The sequence below is a fragment of the Nitrospira tepida genome (genome assembly GCF_947241125.1).
GTDB lineage: Bacteria > Nitrospirota > Nitrospiria > Nitrospirales > Nitrospiraceae > Nitrospira_G > Nitrospira_G tepida.
Genome location: NZ_OX365700.1, coordinates 1,100,858 through 1,123,473, shown reverse-complemented (window position 1 = coordinate 1,123,473; position 22,616 = coordinate 1,100,858). Strand labels below are relative to the sequence as shown.

At 61.7% G+C, this 22,616-nt stretch carries 16 protein-coding genes and 1 pseudogene; 10 read left to right on the top strand and 7 right to left on the bottom strand.

The window, feature by feature from the left end; genetic code table 11:
• Window positions 1-106: 106 nt before the first annotated feature.
• On the bottom strand, window positions 107-1,303 hold the full coding sequence (locus QWI75_RS05310) for a small ribosomal subunit Rsm22 family protein (RefSeq protein ID WP_289267654.1): 1,197 nt from the start codon (window positions 1,301-1,303) through the stop codon (window positions 107-109).
• A gap of 73 nt (window positions 1,304-1,376) precedes the next feature.
• Here QWI75_RS05310 and QWI75_RS05305 point away from each other — a divergent pair, with 73 nt between their 5' ends.
• Window positions 1,377-1,625, top strand: a complete 249-nt coding sequence (locus tag QWI75_RS05305) for a hypothetical protein (RefSeq protein ID WP_289267653.1) — start codon at window positions 1,377-1,379, stop codon at window positions 1,623-1,625.
• 141 nt (window positions 1,626-1,766) lie between these two features.
• Here QWI75_RS05305 and QWI75_RS05300 read toward each other — a convergent pair whose 3' ends face one another.
• From QWI75_RS05300 to QWI75_RS05280, 5 genes are all read right to left on the bottom strand, one after another.
• Entirely contained in the window at window positions 1,767-3,119 is a 1,353-nt protein-coding gene (locus QWI75_RS05300; RefSeq protein ID WP_289267652.1) for a transketolase C-terminal domain-containing protein, read from the bottom strand.
• 45 nt (window positions 3,120-3,164) lie between these two features.
• Window positions 3,165-3,926: a carbon monoxide dehydrogenase beta subunit family protein gene (locus QWI75_RS05295; RefSeq protein ID WP_289267651.1), complete on the bottom strand. Its 762-nt coding sequence runs from the start codon at window positions 3,924-3,926 to the stop codon at window positions 3,165-3,167.
• A 19-nt stretch (window positions 3,927-3,945) separates the two neighbouring features.
• Complete coding sequence (locus tag QWI75_RS05290; protein WP_289267650.1) at window positions 3,946-4,269, bottom strand: pyruvate ferredoxin oxidoreductase; 324 nt, start codon at window positions 4,267-4,269, stop codon at window positions 3,946-3,948.
• A gap of 17 nt (window positions 4,270-4,286) precedes the next feature.
• Window positions 4,287-5,009, bottom strand: coding sequence for a 2-oxoacid:ferredoxin oxidoreductase subunit gamma family protein (locus tag QWI75_RS05285; protein WP_289267649.1), 723 nt, complete (start codon window positions 5,007-5,009; stop codon window positions 4,287-4,289).
• Window positions 5,010-5,086: 77 nt separating this feature from the next.
• Window positions 5,087-5,977 (bottom strand): thiamine pyrophosphate-dependent enzyme, encoded by an 891-nt coding sequence (locus tag QWI75_RS05280; protein WP_289267648.1) that lies wholly within the window; start codon window positions 5,975-5,977, stop codon window positions 5,087-5,089.
• Window positions 5,978-6,447: 470 nt separating this feature from the next.
• Between QWI75_RS05280 and QWI75_RS05275 the strand changes: the two genes are divergently transcribed.
• The 9 genes from QWI75_RS05275 to QWI75_RS05235 all read left to right on the top strand — a co-directional run bounded on the left by QWI75_RS05275 (window position 6,448) and on the right by QWI75_RS05235 (window position 20,875).
• Window positions 6,448-6,696: a methylenetetrahydrofolate reductase C-terminal domain-containing protein gene (locus tag QWI75_RS05275; protein WP_289267647.1), complete on the top strand. Its 249-nt coding sequence runs from the start codon at window positions 6,448-6,450 to the stop codon at window positions 6,694-6,696.
• A complete protein-coding gene (gene queF / locus QWI75_RS05270; protein WP_289267646.1) occupies window positions 6,693-7,100 on the top strand; it encodes a preQ(1) synthase in 408 nt (135 codons plus the stop codon). The genes QWI75_RS05275 and queF overlap by 4 nt, the downstream gene beginning before the upstream one ends.
• Before the next feature lie 66 nt (window positions 7,101-7,166).
• Entirely contained in the window at window positions 7,167-9,665 is a 2,499-nt protein-coding gene (locus QWI75_RS05265) for a hybrid sensor histidine kinase/response regulator (RefSeq protein WP_289267645.1), read from the top strand.
• A 188-nt stretch (window positions 9,666-9,853) separates the two neighbouring features.
• Window positions 9,854-13,213, top strand: coding sequence for a hybrid sensor histidine kinase/response regulator (locus tag QWI75_RS05260; protein WP_289267644.1), 3,360 nt, complete (start codon window positions 9,854-9,856; stop codon window positions 13,211-13,213).
• Between the two features lie 14 nt (window positions 13,214-13,227).
• On the top strand, window positions 13,228-15,345 hold the full coding sequence (locus tag QWI75_RS05255; protein ID WP_289267643.1) for a putative bifunctional diguanylate cyclase/phosphodiesterase: 2,118 nt from the start codon (window positions 13,228-13,230) through the stop codon (window positions 15,343-15,345).
• A 51-nt stretch (window positions 15,346-15,396) separates the two neighbouring features.
• Window positions 15,397-17,547, top strand: coding sequence for a putative bifunctional diguanylate cyclase/phosphodiesterase (locus QWI75_RS05250; protein ID WP_289267642.1), 2,151 nt, complete (start codon window positions 15,397-15,399; stop codon window positions 17,545-17,547).
• A gap of 466 nt (window positions 17,548-18,013) precedes the next feature.
• Complete coding sequence (locus QWI75_RS05245) at window positions 18,014-18,844, top strand: symmetrical bis(5'-nucleosyl)-tetraphosphatase (protein WP_289267641.1); 831 nt, start codon at window positions 18,014-18,016, stop codon at window positions 18,842-18,844.
• A 193-nt stretch (window positions 18,845-19,037) separates the two neighbouring features.
• A complete protein-coding gene (locus QWI75_RS05240; RefSeq protein WP_289267640.1) occupies window positions 19,038-19,682 on the top strand; it encodes a PDC sensor domain-containing protein in 645 nt (214 codons plus the stop codon).
• Between the two features lie 419 nt (window positions 19,683-20,101).
• Complete coding sequence (locus tag QWI75_RS05235; protein WP_289267639.1) at window positions 20,102-20,875, top strand: IS5 family transposase; 774 nt, start codon at window positions 20,102-20,104, stop codon at window positions 20,873-20,875.
• Between the two features lie 711 nt (window positions 20,876-21,586).
• Here the strand turns inward: QWI75_RS05235 and QWI75_RS05230 are convergent.
• Window positions 21,587-22,540, bottom strand: a pseudogene (locus QWI75_RS05230) (IS5 family transposase).
• Window positions 22,541-22,616: the final 76 nt, after the last annotated feature.

The window sequence follows — 22,616 nt, the reverse complement described above, 5'->3', positions numbered from 1 at the left end:
ATGATGCCGAGGTCATGGCCGAAGAAATGCAGGAACTGTTCGACGAGGACCGGGTCACGCATCAACACGGCGGAACGGAACCGGAGGCCGACTGACCGGTCGACCGCTATCCCGTCGGTCGCTCGATTGTGATAAGGTCCGAGGTTCGGACACGCAGGACCCGCCCCATTCCCGTTGTGAGCGCGTCGTCGTCGGCCTGTCTCCATCGCATGATCGCGCCGCGCTCGGCTTGATCGAACTCCGCATTGCTCCCCGACCGTTCGCGATCCAGGCGCCCGACTTCCAGGCGGCCCGCCCCGCTGCAGGTCCAGACCCGCGTCTCGCCCTTGAACTCGCGGCGCTCGCTGACGATCCGCAAAAGCTGGCGATCGCGCCGGACGACCGTCCTGCCGTCTTTTCGGAGAATCAAGTAGGAAAACTTCAGCGAGTCTTTGATGAACCCCACCTGCCGGTCCAACCGGCTGATCTCCGCCGGCGGCGACCAGGCGCGTTCTTCATGGCACCAGTCCTCCGGGTGGTGGAGCGCCGGACAGGCATCTTCATGGAGACAGGGGCTATAGATGGTGCAAGCGCTTGTCTTGAGCAAGAGGTCTCGCAACCGGTGCAGGGCCCGCGTGGGATCGCGAAGCGCCGGCTCCATGATGATCAACGATCCGTCCGGACGAAGCACCTCCAGCAGCCGCTGGATCATCTGACAGCGGCGTTCAACGGGGTCTCGCGCATCGTTGAACAGCTCATTAAGGCTGTTGGCCAGGCACACCAGGTGAAAGCGACCCGATTTGCCGGAACAGAGGGCGCGTAGCTCCGCCGTCCGTTCCAGGTTCATCCTCCGGGCGGCCAAACGGGCCGCCCGGACCTGTTGGTGTCGCACATACAGATCCCAGACTGTTCTGGCCTCGGAGAGTGCCGCGGAAGAGTGGTCACAGGCCACCGTCTCCACCTCGACAGCCTCAGCCTTCCTCTCGACAAGCCAATCCAACAAAGCGAGGGACGCGGTGCCGGGACCGGACCCGATATCCAGGAGTCTCAACGGAGCCGCTTCTTGATCCGTCAGAGCATCCCCCGGAAGCTCATCCAGCAGGGACTGCACTTTGGCCAAATTGACCGGCAGATAGTACCTGAGATACGCGGGGAGCAGATCCGGCTGATCGAGATACCGCTGTCCGCAGAGTCGGGGAGCTTTTGTGAAACCTTGGGATAAGGCTGTCACCCCTGCGGCCAGGAGCGCCCTATCCGAGTCCGGCCGTTGGCCGAAAGCCGTCTCGATAGCCCAAAGAACGGCGGTGGAAACGGTCCGCGTCATAGTCCGGCATCACCACGTGTTGACGCTCATTGCTCCCCGGTGTAAGGTGACACAGCGAGTGGAGGAGACCGCCATGACCAACGCCATCATGCAAGCCTATCTGGACGTCGAACAGGCGATGGAGCGCTATAACAAGCTGCTCGTCGAGTACGTGGATTTCCTCCAATCATCCGAAGGGGCCGACGCGGCCAATTTGGAACGGATGACGCATGGAGCCCGAGCCATGCGGGACAGCAGCATCATCTACCTGTCCTATGCCAAGTTCATCGCGTCCGGGATGCCCGAAAGCGAGGAGCTGATTCGCGACGACGTGCAGGGTTGACGGCCGTTCAACGTGAATCGTTAACCGTCAATCCTCCGGAGGCCCCGTCTTCCGTTTAACGAGCAACGACTAACGGCGCTGCAAAAGAAAAGGGCCTGATCCCAGGTTGGGATCAGGCCCTTTCATTTAGGAGCCAGCCGCTCAGATACTGCGCATGAAGTGGGCCATGGCGGAGGGGTCCGTCTCCGCATTGCCCATGACCTGAGACAGCGGCACATTGGTGGACTTCTTACCGGTCAACCCGGACTCGACCTCATCCACAATCAACTCGACCGGCATGGATTGGCCGCCATAGACGTGCGGACCTGCAATGATCTTGGCCTTCGAATGGCCATAGATCGACGCCGCGACATCCTTGGCCAGCCAGCCCACGTAGTTGAACTCCGGGATCACGATCAACTTGGCCTTGGCACAAAGTTTCCTGAGCTCCATCGTGGGGAACGGCCGGAGGGACCGGATCTTAATCAGCCCGACCTTGATGCCTTTCTCCGCGCAGAGACGGATGGCTTCGCGCGACTGGGCCGCAGCGCTGCCGGACGCGACCAGAATCGCGTCTGCATCTTCGACTCCCTCGGCCGTGCACAAGCCGCCCATGTACTTATCAATATACTTCCGCGACCGTTCAACAGCGGCCCACACCTCCTGTTGCCAGACCGCATGGATGTTGTAGGCCATGAAGTTGGACTTCTGAACCGGGGCGTCCCGGGACAACCGGGCCGGCGGGTTTTCCGCATCCAGCACCGGCACGGCCCCGCGCCAAGCCTCCCGAGGAGGAAGTTTGAGACCCCGATCCTGCATGGACACATAGCCTCGGGCGTGGGTCACAAAGAAGCCGTCGCAGCAGACCGCTACCGGGAGGGTCACATCGTTTTTCTCGCTGATGGTAAAGCCCTTCATGATGAAATCGAAGACGTCTTGCTGGTTCTCGGCATGGAAGACGACCATGCCGCAATTTAAGAGATACGCGATCTCGATGTTGTCAGGCTGAATCGCCAAGGGAGCATTCACGACGCGGCAGGTGAAAAAGGCCACAGCGGGCAACCGGTGACCCGGCCATGACGCAATGCCTTCCAAGCCACGGAGCGTTCCCGGCCCAGCCGTGGCGGTAAAGCAACGCACCCCGGCCCGCGACCCGCCGGCAATGGCCGCCATCACTCCGACTTCCTCTTCGCCGCGATAATACTCCTTGACGTAGCCTTCACCGTAGAGCACGCCGACCAATTGCATCGTTTCGCTTTGCGGTGTGATCGGATAGGCAATGGCCAGATCGACGTTGCTGCGCCGAACGGCCTCCTTGGCCGCCTCGCTGCCGGTGATGAATTCCCGCACCCGCGGCGCCTCCAGGAACATGTGCTCGGGCGTCACCACGCGCTGCTTTTTCGCCTCCGCGTGCGGGTCCTTCTTCATCTCCCCCGCCGGTTTCGGAGCCGCCACGCTGGTGATCGGATCGCCCTGCGGGTTGGTCTTGACCTCTGTGTCCAGCGCTTCGCTCATAACATCACCTCTCCGGGTTTATCGGTCCGGCCTGGAGTCACGCCCTCAGGCTTCTTTTTGCATTTGCTCCGGTTTGTGACCAAACGCAGCGGCGCTTGAGAGCCCCGCCGCGGTGGGAACAAAATCGAGCGGATTGGTGTGAGTTTTCCCGCCGTGCACCCGCGACTGCGTTCCCGTAAACCGAACGTTCCGACCGTCAGCCGGCAACTTGATACCCATGCTCTCCCTGACGCGCTTGAAGATTTGGGCGACTTTCTTGATCTTGGCGGTGTCCGAATCGCGAATCGTCAGCATCGCATCCTCATGCCCCTGCTCCGCACAGACCGCCATGGTGCAGCAATTCGTCCCCGCGCGGATCATCTTGAGGGTCAGGTTGGCATAGTGGCAATGCACGCCGATGAAGATGCAGGCCTCGATCCGATTCCCCCAAATGGTCAGATTGGGGTGGTTCGGATTGATGACTTCCTCGTGATCGATCTTGGGATATTTCGGCCGGTAATCGGGCATGGGGATGATCATGACGTCCGGAATCTGCGCTGCGATCTCCAGCGTGGCCTTCGCCTTCTCAATCGCGTGTTCGTTCCACGCCCAGAGAATCATGGGGCCGGGGAAGAGGGTCGGGTTCGGGCTCGTTAACATGACGCGAGCCATTTCCTCGATCACCTTGTCTTCTTCTTCGTCGTTCCCGTACCAGAGTCCGTGCCCCGGATCCGGCAACGCAACGCCCAACTGAGCGGCCGAGGGAGGATGAAAACCCGCCGGGCCCGGAACGATGATCTTTTCTCTTACCTGCGCTGTGGTCGCCACTCGTGCCGTCTCCTTCGCCTCAACCGACCGTCGGACTGGTCAAGACCGCCGTCGTTGACTTCTCGCCATAGGTCACATTGTCGGTCAGCGCCGCCTGGGGGAGCTGATCGATCATGATCATCTTGATGGCGTTGTTCTTCGCCATGTTGTCGCACACCCACACGCATTGCGCGCAGCCCTTACAGCGATCGACCGCCACATAGGCCGACCCATACTTGTACCCCTTGTCCTTGCCCATCTCCTCGCTATAGAGAATGGTGTTGGCTTCCGGGCAATACTGCGTGCAAAGCTTGCAGCTCTTCTGCGCACAAATGTTCACGTCGATATCGGCAACAAGATACATCGTTTACCTCTCTTGAATCAGGCCTTGGCCGCGGCGGCAGCCGCTTCCGCCTTCTTGGCGGCCTTGCTGATTTCATCCCACCCGTTCTTGGCCGCGAAGTCCCACCCGGCCTTGATGACCGCGACATTCTTTTCGATGAGCTCCTGCTTCTTCTTGAACTTCCGCTCGACCACGCTATCCAACGCCGCGGTGCCGCCCGACACCACGAACCCTTTGCCGAGGAACCGGTCCTTCACCGCCTGTTCTAGCGCTTCAATCGTCGTCAGGCCGGTGATGCAGCCGATGGCTCCCATCAAGGCCATGTTCGTGGCGAGGTCCATGCCCGAGACTTCGAGTGAAATCTTGGTGGCCGGCAAGTAATAGAGTTTGGCGCGCCGCTCTTCCAATTCACGGGCTTGATCCTTGTGAAGCCGCATCGGCCCGTCATGGTTGATGAGCGCCACCCCGTCTTCCTTGAGGCCGAAATAGAAGGGCATGGTGTAGGACTTGCCGTGGGTGATCACCTGCGGATGGAAGATGATGATGATGTGAGGAAAGGTGATCTCGCCGATCTCATAGATCGGCTCGTCCGACACGCGGACGTAGCTTTCAACCGGCGCCATCCGCTTTTCCGATCCGTAGAACGGCACGATGGTGCTTTCTCCGCCGGCGTTGATCACCGCGGTGCTCAAGATGTGCGACGCGGTCACCACGCCTTGCCCGCCGACGCCCGCCATTCGAATGTTAAAGCGCTTTGACATGGTTTGATCTCCTCGCTCGGCGGGCCCCAACCCGCCACGTTCACGACCTGCTGCTCGGGTGCTCGGACCAGAGACGGTCAGCCCTTGGGAATTGCCGCCGCCGGCTTCTGCGCGAACTCCTTATAGCCGTAGCGCTCGGTCAGGTATTGCTTGGCTTCGTCGGAGACGAACTCGGAGAACGCATACCGGTCGTTCTCGACATTCTTGGCATCTTCCATGACCTTGTCGGTCGGAATGGCATATTCGATGTTGCAGGAGGTATACGCCTGGATGTAAGTGGGGCCGACTTCGCGCGCGATCAGCACGGCTTTCTTGATCACGCTTTCGACGCGACGTGGATTGTTCGGCACCACCGTGGCCACATAGGAGCAACCGGCCACTTTCGCCATTTGGACCATATCCATCTTCTCGAACTTCTTTCCGAGCGGGGCCATTTTCAAGACGGCCCCCCGGTTGGTCATGCCGCTCTCCTGACCGCCGGTATTCCCATACACTTCATTGTCCAGCATGATGGTCGTGAACTTCTCCTTCCGGAACCAGGAATGGAGGACTGCGGAGAACCCGATATCCGCGGTGCCGCCGTCTCCGGCCATCACGACCACATCCTTCGGCTTGTCACCGAACCGCAGGCGAAGCCCGCGCGACAACCCGCTCGCCACGCCATTCTGGTCCCCGTAGTTGCCGTACACAAAGGGGATCGCGGCCTGAGAGATGGCGAGGCGGCCGCACCCGGCCGTTCCGACGGTAATCGTGTCTTCCGGATTGGGAAAAGAAATCATGGCCAGGCGGATGAACAACGTCATGGCACAACCGGCGCACATGGGATGCTCTTCAAGCACTTCCTTGAAGCTTCCCATCTGGGAAACCGACACCTTCTTGCCAAAGGGGCCATGTTCCACCATGTCCCGATATTCTTTCGGCATGAACTTGTCGAAGCCGCTTGTAAACTTGACGTAATCAAGGCTCATCGGTCACCCTCCTCTGAATATTTTGACAGCACCTGCGGCGCTGTTCGCTGACGGTCATGAAAAAGCCGCAATGAGCGGCCTGCAGATTCAAACCTGAAACGATTCTTCGCTGAGCAAAGGGCGGCTATTGTCTTGATTTTTCGACTGAAGTCTAACAAAGCCGGAAAAAAACTGTCAACGGCAATGTTCCCGATCCCACCACTGCCACCCGGTGCAGACGAAGTCTAGTCTTTCCCGCTCCTCCATTGCAATCTTTCAGAAGCCCCACCCACCACGAAAGAAGGCCTAGGCCGTTCCGGTGCCCTAGGCCATTGGTCCTACCGGCGACGACGAGCCCGCATTCGAGCTGATTCGTCGTTCACGGCTTCCACTCCACTGTATGGATTTCCTTCCGCCAGACCGGGTTCCTCGCAGCCATGGAAACGATCTGAAATTGCCGTTTGTCTCCTCCTCGGTATAGACTAGGCCCCATGCCATTACGCGTCTTGATCCCCGGCGAAGAAGAGGGCGGCCAATATACGGGCGGCGTGCACAACCGCCCTCCCGTGCCCGATGGAACGGCCAAGGCCGAATGCCCCAAGTTTATGAGCCATGGTCCTTGCGGCGGAGTCCGCAAAGGCGGGTTCTGCGAGGTCTACCCGGAGATGAAATGTCCCTGGGTCGCCCTGTATTTTAAACTTGAAGAGACCGGACAGGTTGAGTGGATGACCCAACTATGAAACGCACCAAGACCGCCATGAAGACTTCCTTGGGCTATAGCGAGGACCACGCCAAGAGCGGCCTCTCCACCACCCTGCCGGAATTGGAAACCTGGCCGAATCAATACAAGGGATACGAGATCACCATCGACATTCCGGAATATACGGCGATTTGCCCCAAGACGGGCCTGCCCGATTTTGGAACCATTCGGATCCACTACATGCCGGACCAACATTGCGTGGAACTGAAGTCGCTCAAGCTTTATATCCATGCCTATCGCAATGTCGGCATCTTCTACGAGAATGCCGTCAATCGCATTCTTCAGGACTTCGTCAAGGCCTGCCGCCCCGTCCGCGCAACCGTCACCGGGGAATTCACCGCGCGCGGCGGCCTGCGCAGCCTCATCGAAGCCAGATATCCGTAAGTCGCCCTCCGCCCTCTTGGTTGCTTGCGCTCCGTCCCGCCCGTTCCTGCCGCAGGAGTATCGACGATGGCTGCTGCCTGGCTGACGCCGATCGATCGCCAGCTCCAAACACTCATGCTGGTTGTATCGGGCGCCGCCTTGTTGCTGATGGGAATCCTTCTGGTCTGCCTCGATCTATATCTCGCCAAAGAAGGCGCCACCAGAGAACTGTCTCGACAGGCGGACCTCGTGGCCATCCTGAGCAGGGAGGCGGTGCTGGCTCAAGATCGGGCAGCGGGGGAATGGGCGCTGAGCACACTTCGTCTCTCTCCCATCGTGACGACCGCCATCCTGTACGATGATCAGGGGCGGGAACTGGCGCGATATGACCGGCCCGGTCCCGGGCCGATTCACTCTGCTGCAAATCGAACCTTGCGAGCCGCCATCGGAGCCGATGCGGTGGCGCTTCGCCGGCCCGTCCCAATTGGGACCGGCGCCTCCGGGATGATCCTGCTCCAAGCCGACCTGTCTCCGATTTACGAGCGCGCCCGGCGCTATGCCGCGCTGGTCTTGGCCATCCTCGTCTGTGGGTTGACGGTGGCCTGGCTCTTGGGAAGCCGCTTCCAACGTCTGATCACCGGCCCGATTCTCGACCTCATCGCCCTGACCGGGACGGCTCTCGCAGAACGGGATTATTCCCTCCGCATCCAGAAGCCGGGAGAGGGCGACCTCGGCATCCTGTCCGAACGATTCAATGCGTTACTGCATCAGATTCAAGACCAACAACGGGCCCTGGCCGAGCAACGAGGTCAATTCGAGAAGGAATGGCGCCGCCGGGAAGATGAATCGGCGCTCGCCCATGCCGCGTTGCATGATGCCCTCGCCGAGCGGACGCAGGCTGAAGATCAGCGTGAACAGACGGCGGCCGAACCGGAGGCGAACCGCCAGGAATCACAGCCCACATCTCATCCCGTGCAGGATTCCGCCGCGCTTCAGCTTCAATTCCGGTCCCACCTCAGTCATGAAATCCGGACACCCATGAATAGTCTCCTGGGCAAGATCGACCACTTGCTGCATGGACCCCTGACCGAACAACAACGGCGCCACGCGACCAACGCGCTTGCGTCCGGCAAGGCGCTCCTATCCCGCTTGAACGACCTGGCGGCGCTTTCCGACCTCGAAACCGGGTCGTTGGCGCTCCACCCGATGGAATTCGATCTTCGGGACACGGTGGAAGAAGTCCTCGATCTCGTCCGCGGCCAGGCGCAAGCCAAGGGACTCCGCCTCACGAGCACGATTCTCTCGACCTGTCCAGACCTGCTGGTCGGCGACCCCTACTGGCTCCGGAAAATCCTCGGCCACCTGCTCGGCAACGCGGTTCAGTTCACCCAGCAGGGAGAGATCGAACTCCGCGTCTCTGCCGCTCCGCTCGACGAGGGTCTGGTAGAAGTCCAGTTTGACATCACAGATACGGGTATCGGCATCGCGCAGGAGGACCGGGCCTACCTGGTCGCTCCCTCCCCGCCAAGCCGCAGATCGCCGTCAGGGACATTCAGAGGAACGGGGCTCGGCCTTCCCGTTGTTATCCGCCTGGTCCGGCTCATGGGAGGAACGGTCGGCTTGGACAGCGAGGTCGGTCGCGGTTCCACCTTTTGGGTAAAGCTCCCGCTGTCGATCGGATCGGCGACGCCACAGTTCCTTGGTGAACCCTCGGCAACCGTTCCGCCGAGAATCTTGATCGTCGAAAGCCACGCCGCCAGCCGACAGGTCCTGAAGCACACGCTCAAGGGATGGGGCTTCCATCCGGAGGAAGCCTCCGCCGGAGCGAAGGCGTTGGAGCTCGTCAGACAGGCTGCATCCTCCGAGGCTCCCTTCGCCCTCCTGATCTTGGATCTGGCCTTGGAGGACGCGGATGGACTGTCTCTGATCAAGACCCTCAAGAGCGAAGCGGGCGGACCGTCACTTGCCGTGATCTTGCTCGCGCCGCCCGAGTTCGACCGCGAAATCGCGCGAGAGGCCGGCGCGGACCTGGTCCTGACGAAGCCGGTCCGCTATCAAGCCCTCTATCGAGCCTTGGCCAGGCGGCTGAATCGTCTCACACCGTCGTCGTCCCCCTCTATAATTCCGTCTACTTCACCAGCCGGCATGATCAATCCAGGCGCCATCCCTCCACAGTTCACCGGCTGCATCCTCGTGGTGGAGGACAACAGCGTGAATCAGGAGGTGGCCCGCACGATGTTGGAGCAACTCGGCTGTTCGGTCGAGGTCGCCGGGAACGGAAGGGAGGCGCTCGAAGCGACCGGCCGGGCTCGATACGATCTGGTCTTGATGGATTGTCAGATGCCGGAGATGGACGGGTTCGAAGCCACGCGCCGCATTCGGGCCCGCGAGGCCGTATCCACGACAGGAACACCCCGCCTCCCGATCGTCGCCCTGACGGCCCATGTGCTTGAAAGCGATCGTCAGGCTTGCCTCGCGGCCGGCATGGACGACTACCTGTCTAAGCCCTTCACGCGCCTGCAACTTGAGCGCTTGCTCACCCGTTGGCTGCCGCGCCCCGAGCGGCCGTTGCGTAGCGGGACGTGACGCCATCGCTCCTTCTCGGCTCAGCTTCCGTCAAACCTCATATTCGTTGACTGTACCGGGGCGCCTGCTACCTTTGACTCGAACCCGAAGACGGCGCCATCGGTGCGCATCCGTCTCAACGGGCGCATGGACCAGCCACCATGGGCTCGATCCGGCCCTGACCGGGCCCCAGTCCCTGACGAACAGCCATGTCCGTGTCATCGCTCTTCTCCCGAATATCGATCCGGGCCAAGCTCCTGACCGCCCTGCTGGTCTTGGCCCTCGTCCCGCTGATCGTGGTCGGCATCATCGTCTATGAAACCAGCCAGGACATCCTCAAGCAGAATGCAAGTGAGAAATTGGAGGAATTGGCCGCCCAAACCATGGGCAAGATCGACCGGGTGCTCTTCGCCAGCACGCAGGACCTCCAAGCCTGGGCCTCGATGGAAGCGATGCAGGATGTGGCCGCCGACGATCCGCGTGGCCGCATCACGTTGAGCCTGCTGCGCCTGTGGAGCCAATACGGACACTACTCCTCCATTTATTGCGTCAACGCCCAGGGCACGATCGTCTCCTCCAGCGAAGTTTCCTTGATCGGCCACGTCGTCTCGAACGAGCCCTGGTTCCGCGCCGCAATGCAGAGCGCGACCGTGACCACCACCGATTTGGCCGACGACCCCCTCACGAAATCGATCAGCCTCCGCATCATGACGCCGATCACTAGGCCGAACGGCGGGCGCAAGCCGATCGGCTATCTCGTCGCCCACTTGCCGCAGAGCGAACTCCAGGAGATCACGGCCCAGGTCAAGGTCCAAGGGGAGAGCGGAGAACGGCAGGGTTCTGTGCTGCTGGCCAATGTGGCTGGGGGAGTCCTGGCAGGCCCCCCGTCCTTGCTAAGCCGGTCGGAGACCCGGTCGTTTCCCGCGGCCACCCTCTCGCAGCTCGGCTACCGGCTGCCGGAGTCATCGCGTGCTCGGGATCGCGGATCGTTTCTGGCCGATCACGACGAACTGTTGATCGGTTTCGCGAAGTCCACTGGCTTCCGCACGTTCGAGGGACTGGGATGGACGATCCTCGTGGCCCAGGATCGGGAAGACGCCTTCGGTCAGGTCAAGACGCTCCGGCGCGTGTTTCTCGGACTGCTGGTCATCACGACCCTGCTTGTGCTCGCGGTGGCCTACCTGCTCTCCCGCCACATTTCCATTCCTATCCAATCCTTGACCCACCTGGCCGACCGCATCGCCGCCGGGGACCTCTCCCAAACCATCGGCGTCATGGGCACCGACGAGGTGGGGACCTTGGCCCGTTCCTTCAACCGGATGACGGAGGATCTCCGCCGCTCGCGCGACGAATTGGTGCGGGCGAATGAGGCGATGGAGTCGGCCCGCGACCGAGCCCTCGAAGTCAGCCGTTTGAAATCCCAGTTCGTGGCGAACATGAGCCATGAGATTCGCACGCCCATGAACGGCGTGCTGGGCATGACCGAATTGTTGCTGACAACCGCGCTCACGGACCGGCAACGGCATTTCGTCGACACCATCCACCGTTCGGCCACGGCGCTGCTCCACACCATCAACGACATTCTGGACTTCTCGAAGATCGAGGCGGGCAAGCTCGAACTGGAGACGGTGTCCTTCGATGTCGGAGAAACGGTCGAGGATGTGGTCGAGCTGGTCGCGGAGCGGGCCCAGCGCAAGGGGTTGGAACTCCTCTGCTCCATTCCGCGCACGGTCCCGTCCACGCTCGAAGGCGATCCGGGGAGGCTCCGCCAAATCCTGATCAACCTGCTCGGCAACGCGATCAAGTTCACCGAGCGCGGCGAAGTCGGTCTCTCCGTCTCCGTGCTGGAGGATCACTCGTCAACCGTCAAGCTTCGCGTGGAGATCACCGATACCGGGATCGGCATCTCGCCGGAGGCGCAGCGGCAGATCTTCGAGCCGTTTTGCCAGGCCGACAACTCGTCCACCAGAAAGTACGGCGGCACCGGCCTCGGCCTCTCCATCGCCAAACAACTCGTAGAGCTGATGCAAGGAGAGATCGGCGTCGAGAGCACAGAAGGGCGAGGCACCACCTTCTGGTTCACCTCCCGGTTTGCCAAGCCGGAAACCAGGGAGCCCGCGTCCGCCTTCGACCAATCGGAATTGCCGGATTTGACCGGCCGCCGTATTCTGGTCGTGGATGACAACCGGTCCAACCGTGAGATCTTGCAGGACCGGATCGCCGAGTGGAACCTCTCCCCGTCCGGCGCCTCAACCGGCGAGGAGGCCTTCGCGGTCCTCAAGGAAGCGGCTCAGTCGGGCAGACCATTTCACGTGGCGCTGCTTGACCATCCGATGCCCGAATCGGACGGCGTTGAGTTGGCCCGGCGTATAAAGGCAGATCCGGAACTGGCCGGCACCGGCCTGATCCTGTTGGCGTCCGTCACGGGACTTGGCGACCACCAACCGGTCATGGAAACCGGAGTTGAAGCGGTCCTGGTCAAGCCGGTTCGTCGATCGTTATTGATCCGGGCTCTGTTGAACCTACTGCGGCGTCCCGGCGCTGATGGGCCGGATTCCCGCCGGACGGCCGGCGCGCCGGTCTCGGAGGCCGGGACGTCGCCTCCGTCCGAGACGTTCCCCCTCAAGGTCCTCGTGGCGGAGGATAACTCGGTCAACCAGGAAGTGGCCCGGCTGATGCTGGAGGACCTCGGCTGCTCGGTCGAGATCGTCCAGAACGGGGTCGAGGCGCTCGAAGCGGCGACCCGCTCCCGCCACGACCTGATCTTCATGGACTGTCAGATGCCCGACATGGACGGCTTTGCCGCCACCCGCGCTATTCGACTGCGCGAAGACAGTCAAAGGTCAATGGTCAACCGTCAATCGTCTGAGAAGGCGGGACCCACCGGTCCTTCGTCACCCATGACCCATGACCGATCACCCATGACTCCTCCTCGCGTGCCGATCATCGCCCTCACGGCTCATGCCATTCAGGGGGACCGCGAGCGCTGCCTCGCCGCCGGCATGGACGACTACCTGGCCAAGCCCTTCACCCGCCGCCAACTCGCCGAGGTGATGCGACGCTGGCACCGGCCGCAGATCACGGCCGCTGCGGGAGCGTCTGAGTCTGAGGCCGCGGTCATTCAGGAGCCGCTCACAGAGGCGGCGCCGCCGGCATCTGCCGCGCCAGCCTCCCCGGCGGCTGAGGAGCCCCCCGTCGTCCAAGAAGAAGCGGCGATCGATCAAAAAGTGTGGAAAGACATCCTGGCATTGCAGCGGCCGGGCCGGCCCGACGTGCTCGTCTCGATGCTCTCGATGTTTCTCACGGATTCGGATCAGATTGTGGAGCAACTCCGGGCCGCGGTCCAGGGCAACACGGCCGATCGCCTCTTTTCGCTCGCGCACGGGTTCAAATCACGTTGCGGCGTGTTGGGCGCGTTCAAGCTGGCCGCCTTGAGCAAGGACCTCGAGCAATGCGGGCGGACCAAGCAACTCTCGGAGGCGGCAGCGATCTTCTCCTGCTTCGAACGGGAGTATCAGGCCGTAAAGTCCTCCTTCCGGATCGAAATCGATCGGCGGCGCGCCGCATGACTGGAGCGCCGCCGGTGAAACGCCCGCTCGTGCTGGTGGTGGACGACGAGCCGGGCATCCAATCGTTGATCGGCGAGACCCTCTCACAGGCCGGCTTCGAGGTCGAAGCGGTCTCGACCGGCCAGGAGGCGGTCACCCGCTTCCCTTTGCTCAAGCCCGATCTGGTCCTGATGGACGTGCTCTTGCCCGGCATGAACGGGTTTGCCGCCTGTTCGCTGTTGAGACGGCTCCCCCAGGCCGCCCATGTGCCCATCGTGTTCATGACGTCATTTGAGGATACGGAGTCCGTCGAGCGCGCCTACGAAGCCGGCGCGACGGATTTCATGTCCAAGCCGTTCAATCCGCTCATCCTGGGCCATCGCGTCCGGTACCTCCTCCGGGCCGGCGCCGCCCTGCGCGAGCTGTCCCGCAGCAAGGAACACCTGGCCCATGCGCAGCATCTGGCTCAGGTGGGCAGTTGGGAATGGGATCTCGCGAAGCGCCAATTGCGGGTCTCCGAGCGGGCGGCGATCATTCTCGGACTGTCCATCCGGGAGTTCTCCGGCTCGCTGGACGAGTTCCTGTCGCTCGCCCCCGCGGCGGTCGGCGGGCTGTTCAAGAGCGTGCTGGAGGGCAGCTTCGTTCCACATCATCCTTCGCGCCAGGACCATACGCTGACGATGCCGGACGGAGAGCAACGGACGGTCAGCCTTCAAGCCCGCGCGTTGCCAGCCGAGGACGGCCGCACGGTCGTCAGCTTGACGGGGACGGTGCAAGACATTACGGAGCGCCGCCGGATCGAAGAGCACATCCATCATCTGGCCTACTACGACAGCCTGACCGGGCTGCCCAACCGATTGCTGTTCCGGGATCGGGCCCAGCAGGCCTTGGCCGCCGCGAAGCGGCACGAGGCCATGTTGGGGATTCTGTTTCTGGATATCGACCGGTTCAAGTTCATCAACGACTCGCTGGGCCATTCGGCCGGCGATGCCCTCCTGAAACAGGTCGCCGAGCGGATCATGGAAGCGATCCGGGCCTCGGATTCGGTCGTCCGGCCCGGCACTTCGGAGACAGCCGGCGCGGTGGCACGGCTGGGCGGGGACGAGTTCACGATTCTGCTCCCGGACCTGCGCCAGCCCGACCATGCGAGCGGGATCGCGCGCCGCATCCTGAGCGCGATCGCCAACCCGTTCCTGGTGGAAGGGCGGGAGGTCTTCATCACAGGCAGCATCGGGATCTCACTCCATCCGAGCGACGGCGAGAATCTGGAAGAGTTGCTGAAGAACGCCGACACGGCGATGTATCAGGCTAAGAACGAAGGCCGCAACAACTACCAGTTCTATTCCCGATCGATGAACGAGATGGCGGCCGATCGGCTGGCGCTGGAGAACGATCTGCGGCGGGCCATCGAACGCCATGAGCTGCGCCTCCATTATCAGCCGCTGGTGGACATTCACACGGGACTGGTCATCGGCGTCGAAGCCCTGTTGCGCTGGGCCCACCCGACCAGGGGCCTGCTTCCGCCGGGGCGGTTTGTCGACCTCGTCGAGGAGATCGGCCTGGGACAGGCCGTGGGCGAGTGGGTCCTGGAGACGGCCTGCCGGGAAACCGCGCCCTGGCAGTCCGCGGACGGACGCCCACTCATCGTGGCGGTGAATGTGTCCAACGCGCAGTTCAGCGACCGGGGGCTGGTCACACGGCTTTCCCGCCTGCTGCGCGAGACCGGGTTCGCCTCCTCGCGGCTCGAGTTGGAACTCACCGAAACGATCATGATGCCCCAGCCGGAGGAAGCGGCGGCGGTTCTGCAACAGTTGAAAGGCATGGGCCTGCGCCTGGCTCTGGACGATTTTGGAACCGGCTACTCGTCGATCGGCCACCTGCGCACGCTGCCGTTCGATACGGTCAAGATCGACCGCTCCTTCATCACGGAGGTGGCGACGAACGCCACGGACGCCACGATCGCCGAGGCCATGATCACCATGGCCCACGCGCGCGACCTGCGGGTGCTGGCCGAGGGCATCGAGACCGTCCCCCAACTGTCGCTGCTTCGGCAATTGGGTTGCGACGAAGTCCAGGGATACCTCTTCAGCCCGCCGGTGCCGGCTGATTCTATCCCTCCGCTCTTGACAGGGCCGATCGTCCCGCGAGGATGATCACGCAGGCCCGACGGCCCAACATGCGGATTCAGAGGAGGTTCGCCCTCAATGAATGATGAGCACCCCACCCGTCAGGCGATCGCCCTGATCGTGGACGATGATCCCACGATGCGGATGTTGGCCCGCCAGGTGCTCGAACAGATCGGGCTGGAGGTGGAAGAGGCGGGCGACGGACAGGAAGCCGTCCGGCTTTTCAAGCAGGTTCGCCCGGCCATCGTGCTGCTGGATGTCCTGATGCCCGTGATGGACGGCTTTGAAGCCTGCCATGCGATCCGACACCTGCCGGGCGGCAGCCACACGCCCATCTTGATCATGACCGGCCTGGACGACATCGAGTCCATCGAAAAGGCCTACGAGGTCGGCGCGACCGACTTCATCGCCAAGCCCTGGCAGATTCTGATCCTGAGTCATCGGGTCCGGTACATGTTGCGGACCGGCCGCGTGTTGGAGGCCTTGCGCGAGAGCCAGGCCGGCCTGGCCCGCGCCCAGCAACTGGCCCACCTCGGCAGTTGGACCTGGACGCTCAGAACCAACCAGTTCACCGTGTCCGACGAGGTGGTCCGAATTCTCGGGCTCTCGTCCGATCAGTTCGACCGGACCCCCGAGGCCTATCTCCGGAACGTCCATCCCGACGACCAGGAACTGGTCCGCCAATCGTTGGAGGAGGCCCTGGCGCTGCGGCGGGATTATGAAGTGGATTACCGGGTCATCCGTCCCGATGGAGAAGAGCGGATCGTGACCGAACGGGGGGCGCCCGCTTGCGACGAGCAGGGGCGCGTGGTGACGGTCACGGGCACCATCCAGGACATCACGGTCAGGCGCAACGCGGAAGCACAGATGTTCCTCTCCACGTTTTACGATCGGCTCACCAATTTGCCGAACCGCGTCCTGTTCGAAGAACGGCTCCGACAGGCCCTGGAGTCGGCGCAGCAGACCGGCGAGACCGGGGCGGTCCTGATGCTCAACCTGGATCACTTTCGCCGGATCAACGAGACGATGGGACTGATGGCCGGGGACGAGGTGCTCCATGCCGTGGCGGACCGCCTCCAAGATTGTGTCCGCAAGGACGACGTTCGTACCGGACCCACCCACCACCCGTCCCCTTACACCCTGGCCCGTCTGGTCGCCGATACCTTTTCCATCCTGATGCCCCACCTTCGGACAACGCGCGACGCAGCCAAGATGGCCCGCCGATTGCTTGCGGCGATCCAACAGCCGTTTTCGATTGCGCAGAAAGATATCACCCTCTCCGCCAGCATCGGCATCACGCTCTTTCCCTCCAATGCCGCAGACGTCCCGACCCTGCTCCAGCAGGCCGATGCCGCGCTCCAGAGCGCCAAGGCCAAAGGAGGCACCCGCTTCGTCTATTTCGCCCAAGCGCTGAGCGCCAACCAGACCGAGCGGCTGGCGCTCGAAGCCGACTTGCGCCGCGCGATCCAACAGAACGAATTCGTGCTGCACTATCAACCGCAGGTGGACGTCAGACGGTGGGCGATCAGAGGGGTCGAGGCCTTTCTGCGGTGGCGCCATCCCACGCGCGGGCTGCTGGGGCCGGGCCAGTTTCTTTCTTGCGCCGAAGAGGCCGGATTGACGGTGGCGATCGGCGAATGGGTGATCGGGGCCGCCTGCCGTCAACAGAAGGCCTGGCATGAGGCCGGCCTGCCTCCCGTCCGAGTGGCCGTCAATCTGTCGCCGGCCCATTTCCGGCATCAGGGGCTGGTCGAAACGATCAGCCTGGCCGTGCAGGACATGGGACGCAGCTCGGAACATCTGGAGTTGGAGGTGACGGAGAGCATGATCATGCGGGACCTCGACCATTCACTGAAGGTCCTGAAGCACCTCAAGGCGCTGGGCGTCCGCATCGCCCTGGACGATTTCGGCACCGGCTTCACCTCGCTCCGAGAACTGCGCCTGCTGCCGATGGATGCCGTGAAGATCGATGCGTCGTTTATCCAGGAGGCGGGCGCCATGGAAGGATCGCCCGGCTTCACCGCGGCATTGATCACGCTGGCCCATAGTTTGAAGTGCCGCGCCATTGCGGAAGGGGTCGAAACGCAGGCGCAGCTCGAGGCCCTGCAGCGGGCCGGCTGCGAGGAGGTGCAGGGCTTTCTCTACAGTCCCCCGAGGACGGCGGAGGAGACGACGCAACTTCTCACCAAGAAACCCGATCCGCAAGCCCGCAATCGACCCGCAGCCTAACCCGCATTATTCATGAACGCTTCTGCTGCTTTGGCCCATTGCAACAGACAAGCAATGGGCACCCCGATTCGCCGCTGCGACAGAGCCAAAATATGCGAAGTCGAAGGCAAAGTACTTCTCCGCCGCGAGATGATCGAACGCGGCGGCTCAAGCGAAGCTTGGTATGGCGGGCGTGCTCGCCGCTTAGTCCTCGACGTACTGTTTCAAGTACGCCTTCGCGGCTGTGCTTGGGGGTACCTATTGCTCTTTTTCATTGCAATGGGTGCAACGCGTGGCGACTCCCGGGTACCCGTTGCTCTTCGCGATGCAACGGGTGTAACGCGACGAACCGTCATGAATAATGGGGGCTGATGTGCAGCGGCCGGCAATCGGGGTAATTCCTGCTCAGTTCCGCTCCGGTTCCACAACCTTGTAAAATCGCGCGGGTGACGTTAGGCTCGGGCGCTTCTCGTTCAACCAAGGACTCATGGCTATTTACGCCTTCGGAGACATTCAAGGTTGCTATACGGCCCTGCGGCAACTCGTCGCCGACCTCCCATGGAGCCCGGAAACGGACCGGCTCTGGTTCGTCGGGGACCTCGTCAATCGCGGCTCGGAGTCCTTGGCCGTCCTCCGGTACGTCAAGCAGCTCGGCGACCGGGCCGTGGTCGTGCTGGGCAACCACGACCTCTATTTGCTGGCGGTGGCCGAGGGGATTCTCCCGCTTCGCCCCCGAGACACGTTCAAGGATGTCCTCACCGCGCCGGATCGCGAGGAACTGCTCCATTGGCTGCGGCACCGGCCGTTGCTGCATCAAGAACAGCACCATGTCCTCGTTCACGCGGGTCTGCTACCGCAGTGGACGATCACGGAAGCTGCGGCGCTGGCCCGAGAGGTTGAGGAAGCTCTACGCGGTCCCGCCTATCGATCGGTGCTCCACGGCCTCTTCATGCAGGAACGACGCCCCTGGTCGGACAACTTGGCAGGGCAGGTCCGCATGAAGACCATCACGGACGCCTTGACCCGATTGAGGATCTGCACCCCTGCCGGCGAGATCCACTACACCTTCAAGGGAGAAGTGAAGGACATCCCCCCCGGGTACAAACCCTGGTTTGAGCTCGAACAGCGGAAGCAGGACGAAGCGACCTTGGTCTGCGGCCATTGGTCGGCGTTGGGGCTGCACCTCACCCCGCGATTCCTCGGGCTCGACAGTGGATGCGTCTGGGGCCGATCCCTCACCGCCCTGCGCCTGGATGATCGGACGGTTTTTCAAGTCCGGTGCGATGCAACCGGAATGCCGGTTACCCCCTCGACATAGTCAGCCCCAACCCTACAACGGCCTTTTCTTCGACGCCCGAATGATCGTGATGATGTTTCCCGCGAAGGAATTGCTTCTCGCGCAGACATGACCGTCCGTCGCTTTGCCGCGATTCGTTGACACTCGATTCCCTTCTGTTAGGTTTAACCGGAAGCCCTAGCCAGCCCTGGACTACCGCTGGAGGAGATCCGATATGAAGAAGCAAGCGGTGACCTGTCCCTCCGTCGCAGGCCTCTGCGCCATGACGATCCTGTTCGTGCTCGCGGCGACCGCCTTCCTCTTGTACTACCAGGATCAGGCGCTTGTCTCCGGTCTACAACAACGAGGGGAGGGCTTTGCACAACAGCTCGCAGCCACGGGCGCGCTGATGCAGGAAGATCCTGCAACCCTTCAGCAAGTCTTGGATCGGCTCGTGCCCGCCCCGCACCTGGCGTCGGCGGAAGTCGCCGATGCCACGGGCCGCATCATCGCCGCCACCGATCGGGGCGCGATCGGACGTCCGTTCGACGGACCGGAGTGGAACGGCGCCAAAGCAAGCCAATCCCCCTCCGTATTTTCGGCTTCCGGCGAGCAGGGTGAACTCATGGCGACGCTGTTCTCACCGATCTCCGACGGGCCACACCTTGTCGGATGGAGCCGGATGACGCTGGTCATGCCTTTCAAGGAACGGCTGGAACCGGCCATTCGCACCGCGGGCGCCATGCTCGTCCTCCTGGTCATGCTGCTGGTCTCGATCGTCCGGCACCACGCCAGAATGAAAGCCGCGGTGGACGATATTCAGGAGCAAGTTCGGACGATTGTCCAGCAGGTCACGGGCGTGAAAGACGAAGCGGCGTGATGGTCCCGCCCGGTTCAGATACTCACCAAAGCTGTTCAAAGTGCATCAGGGAATCGTGAGGGAGCACTCCGCTAGGCCCGGTGAGTGGCCGCACTCAAAAAGACGGCCTGCTCCCCTACTGCCTCGTCGCCAGCAGGCTTCTCCGAAAAGCACAATGTCACCTTAAATTCCCCCATGGCGGTCGTGGACGGACGCATCTCCTCCATGAAACTCGTTTGCGCGACAGTTCCCCCCGCGATGTCGGGTTCGTTCCTGCTAGTGTCCCGATTCTGAAGTTCGCAGAATAATTGCTGCCCATTATGCTACTGATTTCTCTGAGGTTGATATGTCGAATTTCGTCACGGGATTTCAGACTCAGGACACTAGAACCTATCTCAAAATTGTTGACAAGCTGAACATACCTAGGCATAAACACGCTCATGCTTCGCTTGAGCGACGACCAGTGGGAACGGATTCGCAGCCATTTCCCCGAAGAGCACCTGCCAGAGGGCCGGCGTGGGCGCAAACCGATCCCGACTCGCGCGGTGCTGGAGGTCGTTCTGTGGATTCTCAACACGGGCGCCCAGTGGCACATGCTGCCGCAGTGTTACCCCAACGACAACACCGTCCACCGTCGGTTTCAGCACTGGTGTCACCAGGAAGTCCTGCGCGCCGTGCTGACCGACCTGGCCAATACGCTGCGGGAGGACGGGGCGCTGGATGAGGCGGAATGCTTTATCGATGCGACGTTTGCGTCCGCCAAGGGCGGCGGGGAGCAGATCGGCCCCACGAAGCGAGGAAAAGGCGTGAAGATCTTGGCGATTGTGGACCGCCACGGGCTGCCCCTGTCGGTGAGCACACATGCGGCGAACCATCATGAAGTGACGTTGGTGCAACTGAGCTTCGACTTTTACATGATCGAAGCCAAGCCCGAACACCTGATTGGCGATCGCGCGTACGACAGCGACAAGCTCGATGACGCCCTGAAGCAACAAGGCGTGGAGATGATCGCGCCCCACCGCGCGAATCGGAGAAAGCGCAAAACCCAGGATGGCCGGCGGCTTCGCCGCGACGAACGCCGCTGGCTGGTGGAACGGTTCTTCGCCTGGATGCAATGGCGACGTCGGCTCCTGGTGCGCTGGGAATACTACGCCACCAATTTCCTGGGCTTCGTCCAACTGGCGGTCATGGTTATCCTGCTCAGGCAATTTTGAGATAGGTTCTAGCGGCCGCGCGCCTTTCCGGCTTTACGGCGCGACTTGCGGGAAGGAGCGCGCTGTCTGGGGGTGACCTTCCGTCCGGGTATCGCGGAGATTAACTTCGTTGCGATGTCGCTAAACGCCTCATCGTTGGGATGAATCTCGTCATACCAGCGTCCATCCGTCATGCCTCGTAAGTCCACGTAAATCATTCCGGTGCTAGAGCATGTGCGGGAATACGTTTCGTTGGCCCGATCAATTATCAATGTCGCAATCTGCCGGCGGAGGGGGCCGTTGTTCGGTACTCCGACCATGTCCATTTGCGGGCCAACCCAGGCGCCAAATGGCCCCGAAGTTTTCGGCTCGAACCAATCGTAACAATGCGTAATGATGGGTAGCTTCGGCCGCTTGCTTCGAATATCACTAGAAGTTATTTCAAAACCTTATGACCGTGCTTCGACAAGCTCAGCACGAACGGACAACTATCGATGTTTGCGAGAGAATTTCCGTTCGCCCTGAGCCCGTCGAAGGGGGAACAGAGGGTTTTGAAACAACTTCTAGCAAACTCGCCTAAGGAAGGTCTGATTTATTCACGGTTTCGTTCAGAATTCTGTTTTTGGGCTGGCCACCAGGGTGAATTCGGTGGACATCTGCTGGTCCGAGCCCCTATTTCTGGGGGCCTTTCACCGTCTGATGGCCCACGGTCAGCCTCCAGGCACATCTGTTCTACGTGCCCGCCAACAGCCGCCGACGCACCATGTACAGATTCGCCAAGCCGCAGCTGATCTGGAGCCAGTGGGTGTTCTTCGCCAGTCCGCGATAACGGACTTTGGCCCACCCGAAGATCCGCTTGATCACCAAGAACGCATGTTCGACCTTCGCCCGGACCTTCGACTTCGTCCGATTCTTGGTCCGCTCCTCTTCACTCAGCGGTCGATGCCGATGCGCTTTGGTCTGGATGAAACTCTTGGCCTTCGGCGCGTGCTGCCGGATCACGGCGTGTTGTCCGCTGTAGGCGGCATCGCCCCACACCCGCGTCTCCTGGCCATGCAGTCATTTCGGTAACACCTGACTGTCATGCACATTGGCTGCGGTGGCCGCCACGGAATGAATCACTTTGCTCTGGCTATCCACGCCAATATGGGCCTTCATGCCGAAGTACCACTGGTTGCCCTTCTTCGTCTGATGCATCTCGGGATCCCGCTCCTTCGTCTGATTCTTCGTCGAACTGGGCGCACTGATGATGGTCGCATCCACAATCGTCCCCCGGTTCACCTGCAGCCCCTGCTTCGTCAAATACTCCCCAATTCGGGCAAAGAGTTGCGGCCCCAGTTGGTGGGCTTCCAACAGATGCCGAAACTTGCAGATGGTCGTCTCATCAGGCACAGGCTCACGGCCCAGATCAATCCCCACGAACTGCCGCAGGGCGCGGGAGTCGTACAACGCTTCCTCCACAGCTGGATCTGACAGATTGAACCACTGTTGCAGACACAGCACCCGCAGCATGCGTTCAATCCCGACCGGCGGGCGGCCCGGTCCGTCAGCCTTGGGATACACCGGCTCGATGACCGTCACCAATTCCGCCCACGGCACCACACGGTTCATCTCGTGGAGGAACCGCTCACGGCGGGTAGTCTTGCGATACTGCTCGAAGCTCGCTTCCGCAAAGGTCTGCTGCATGGATGTGCCTCCCATTCGGTGCTGCGTTTCTCATAGCACATCAGACGAGAGGAATAAATCAGACCTTCCCTTATTC